Below are 3974 nucleotides of genomic sequence, written 5' to 3'. Positions count from 1 at the left end.
TCCAAACCTAACAAATGACTGTACCTTTTCTACTTTTTGGACTTCTGATTGGTGTTTTTCAAACTTTTATTCTGAAAGATATTTGGCGCGTTAACATTCGTCCAAAATGGTTAATAATAGTATTAACTCCTTTAATCATCATTATTACAGACTATTTTTTCGACGATCAAATTACGGCTTTTGTATTTTTCGGATCAATGGCTTCTATATTTTTATTAGCTATTTCTGGATTAATTTTTCAAAGTGGTGACGAATCTGATAGTGAAACTTCTTATTACCGAAATCGTAAAAGTTATGATGAAGTTGTAAGAGATATAAAACAACCTGTTTATCTTAATCCAATTTGGGGAATTGTGTACCAAATTTATGTTGTGGTAATGATTGTGATGTATATTTTTGTTCCGAAAGAAACCTATAATTCTGAAACTGGCTATAAATTAATCGAACAAGATTTGATTTTACAATTATTATCACTGTTCATATTTACTGGCTTATCAATTATCATACTACTATACAGGCATTTAGACGGGAATACAAACTATATACCTTCTATTTTTACAGAAAAAAGATTAATCGCAACGCCAAAAGAAAAACAAATCAATAAAGGAATTACATTCGCGATTACATTAATTTGTTTCATTATTTTCTGCAAATTTTGTTATGACAGAGGTATTTACACAATGCTACAAACAATCTTTCACTCATTTGATTCATCTACAATTCTTACAATAAATACTGCGGTTATTGCATTTATCATTTTCAATACAATAATCCTTATCATCAATCCTTCGCAAGTTGCCAAACGAAACATGTTACGCGTTGTAACGCTTATACGTTCAGCTTTTTTAAGTATTTTTATATCAGCTGCACTCGTTATTCCATTGATGATACTAGAAGATAAATTCGCTTATTTTAACATGAGTTCCGAGATAATTTTATTCTTAGGTTTTAATTTCGTTTTATTAATCAATGAAATTTCATTATTTGTAAAATATAGAAAAGGTTTATTGGATTAAAATATTAAATTAAATCACAGATTTTCCTTAAATTTACATCAAAGCTTTAAAATTTGACTCCAAAAGAAATTCTTTTTAATTATTGGAATTTTCCTGAATTTAAAACACCGCAAGAAGATATTATTCAAAGTGTTTTGAACAAAAAAGATACGCTCGCAATTTTACCTACTGGAGGAGGAAAATCGCTTTGTTTTCAGATTCCTGCAATTATGTTTGATGGATTAACATTGGTTATTTCGCCTTTGATTGCTTTAATGAAAGATCAAGTTCAAAATCTTCAATCCAAAGGAATTTCGACAACTTATATCACAAATGAAATCGATCAGAATACAATCGGAAAAATTTTAGATGATTGTCAAAACAATAAAATTAAACTACTGTATGTTTCGCCAGAACGATTACAAAGTCGTTTGTTTATAGAGCGTTTATCACAAATCAATATTAGTTTAATAGCAATTGACGAGGCGCATTGTGTATCCGAATGGGGACATGATTTTAGACCTGCTTATCATAAAATTTCAAAATTAAGAACAATTTTTCCTGAAGTTCCATTATTGGCGTTAACAGCGACAGCAACGAATAAAATTCAGCAAGAAATTCTAGAAAAATTAGAATTTAAAGAACCTCAAACGTTTAAATCTTCACTCAAAAGAGAAAATCTTTCATACAATGTTTATTTATCTTCGGATAAAAAGGGAGATTTAATTTATTATTTGAAAAAATATCCAGGTTCGAGTATTATTTTTGTCCGAAATAGAAAATTAACCTACGAAATCTCTAATTTTTTAATTGAAAATGGTTTTGATGCCGATTTTTTTCATGCAAAATTAACCAAAGACGAAAAAGAGCAAAAACAACGAGATTGGACCTTGAGTAATTCTCAGATTATGGTTTCGACAAATGCGTTTGGAATGGGAATCGACAAACCCAATGTACGAACGGTTTTTCACATCGATTTACCATCGAGTATAGAATCTTATTACCAGGAAGTTGGGCGCGCTGGACGAGATGAAGAGAAAGCTTTCGGAATTTATTTGTACAATCCTGACGATCGTATACAGTCCGAAAATATTTTCAAAGCAAATTTGCCATCACAACAAGATTTTATTAAAATTTCGAACTGTTTATTCAGTCAATTGCAATTGGCGGAAGGCGAATTAACGGAAATGAGTTATCAATTAGATTTACCAAAATTCGCCGATCAGTTTAATTTGAATCTGAAAATGGTTGTTCAATTTTTAGATTTTCTGAATACAAAAGAAATCATTCAACAAAAAAATTACACGCAAAATAGTACCATCAGAATTTTAGTTTCTCCACATACAATAAATCTTAACGAGAATAAAATATTTGATTATTTACAACGTCATTATTCGGGTATATATACGCACAATAAAGAGGTTTCGGAAAGTAGAATGGCGTTCGATTTACATATAAGTATCGGTGATATTAGAAATTCTTTACACGAATATTCTAAAAATGGAATGATAGATTATTCGGATAGATTTTTAGCTCGATTTAGATTTCTGGTTCCGCGAAATTCATCAACATTTAAAAATAAATTGTGGAAAGATTTTGAAGCAATTCAAATCAATAATTGGAATCGTTTGCAAGCTATGATCTATTATGCAGAACAAAATACAGTTTGCAGAGAGCGTTTGTTATTTGGTTATTTTAATCAAAAAATGTCCGAAGATTGTCATAAATGTGATGTTTGTCTTTCCAAGAAAAAAACGGAAGAAATTAATTCATCAGAAATTTTAGCGTTTTTGAAAGAAGGAGAAAAAACACAAACCGAAATTCTTTCAAAATTCATAAATTCGCCAAAAGAAAAAATCATCAGCGAATTACAATATTTGATTGATGAAATACAGGTTCAGCCGATTGGTTTGGACGCTTATAAACTAATACAATAAAGAAAATGCGAGTAGTTTTTATGGGAACGCCCGAGTTTGCGGCGACTTCTCTTCACGAAATAAATACAAATAGTCATCATGAAATTGTCGGAGTTGTAACTGTGCCAGATAAACCGTCTGGTAGAGGACAAAAAATGAATATTTCTGATGTAAAAAAATATGCTGTTGAACATAATTTACCATTAGCTCAACCAGAAAAATTACGCGACGAAGATTTTATCGAAACCTTGAAAAATTGGAATGCAGACGTTTTTGTAGTTGTTGCTTTTCGTATGTTGCCACAAGCAGTTTGGTCTATTCCTACAAAAGGAACTTTTAATTTACATGGTTCACTTTTACCACAATATCGCGGTGCGGCGCCAATTAATTGGGCTGTAATGAATGGCGAAAAAGAAACAGGTGTAACCACTTTTTTGATTGATGAGAAAATTGATACAGGAAATATCTTAATTTCTGATAAAGTAGCAATTGGCGAAAATGATAATGTTGGTGTTATTCACGATCAATTGATGCATATTGGTGCAAAATTAGTCGTAAAAACATTAGATGGATTAGAAAATGATTCATTAAAACCGCATCCACAAGACGAAACAAAGGAATTGAAACATGCCCCAAAGATTTACAAAGAAGATTGTAAAATAGATTGGAACGATTCTATTGATAAAATTCACAATAAAATTCGTGGTCTTTCGCCCTATCCTTGTGCTTGGACAACGTATGGAAAAGACGATAATTATAAAACCTTGAAAATATACAGTGGTTTAAAATCTGATTTGGATATTGAAGCAATTAATTTTCAATTGATTCTACAAAAAAATAATTTATATGTAAAATTACCACAAGGTTTATATGAAATTTTAGAATTGCAACCAGAAGGTAAACGAAGAATGTCGGCAAAAGACTTTGTCAACGGACACTTAAACGAAGGTGATATTTTTATTAAATAAATACTGATTTACTGATTTAAGACATTAAATTCTTAAAATTTTGATTTTTTTTTGAAATTTTATGCCTTGAAACTTGCACAAATAAAGGTAAAGAG

General features: G+C 30.3%; 3 protein-coding genes. All 3 read left to right on the top strand.

Annotation, left to right across the window (positions count from 1 at the left end; all coding sequences use genetic code 11):
* Positions 1–14 precede the first annotated feature (14 nt).
* Genes RSC72_RS15790 through fmt form a run of 3 tightly spaced genes read left to right on the top strand, consistent with a single transcriptional unit; the run spans position 15 to position 3879 of the window.
* The gene (locus RSC72_RS15790) at positions 15–1016 is read left to right on the top strand and encodes a hypothetical protein (RefSeq protein WP_332566168.1); all 1002 of its coding nucleotides are present in this window, start codon (positions 15–17) and stop codon (positions 1014–1016) included.
* Positions 1017–1069: 53 nt separating this feature from the next.
* Positions 1070–2932 (top strand): RecQ family ATP-dependent DNA helicase, encoded by a 1863-nt coding sequence (locus tag RSC72_RS15785; protein ID WP_332546278.1) that lies wholly within the window; start codon positions 1070–1072, stop codon positions 2930–2932.
* A 5-nt stretch (positions 2933–2937) separates the two neighbouring features.
* A complete protein-coding gene (gene fmt, locus RSC72_RS15780; protein ID WP_332546280.1) occupies positions 2938–3879 on the top strand; it encodes a methionyl-tRNA formyltransferase in 942 nt (313 codons plus the stop codon).
* The last annotated feature ends 95 nt before the right edge of the window (positions 3880–3974 follow it).

Origin of the sequence: Algoriella sp., assembly GCF_036647415.1 — a bacterium.
Lineage (GTDB): Bacteria > Bacteroidota > Bacteroidia > Flavobacteriales > Weeksellaceae > Empedobacter.
Note: the sequence above shows the minus strand (reverse complement) of the source record. Positions and strands in the feature narration are given on the sequence as shown.

What these genes read in the sequence shown, in the direction of transcription:
- fmt (WP_332546280.1), top strand. Translation starts at nt 2,938, where the DNA reads ATGCGAGTAGTTTTTATGGGAACGCCCGAGTTTGCGGCGACTTCTCTT.
- RSC72_RS15790 (WP_332566168.1), top strand. Translation starts at nt 15, where the DNA reads ATGACTGTACCTTTTCTACTTTTTGGACTTCTGATTGGTGTTTTTCAA.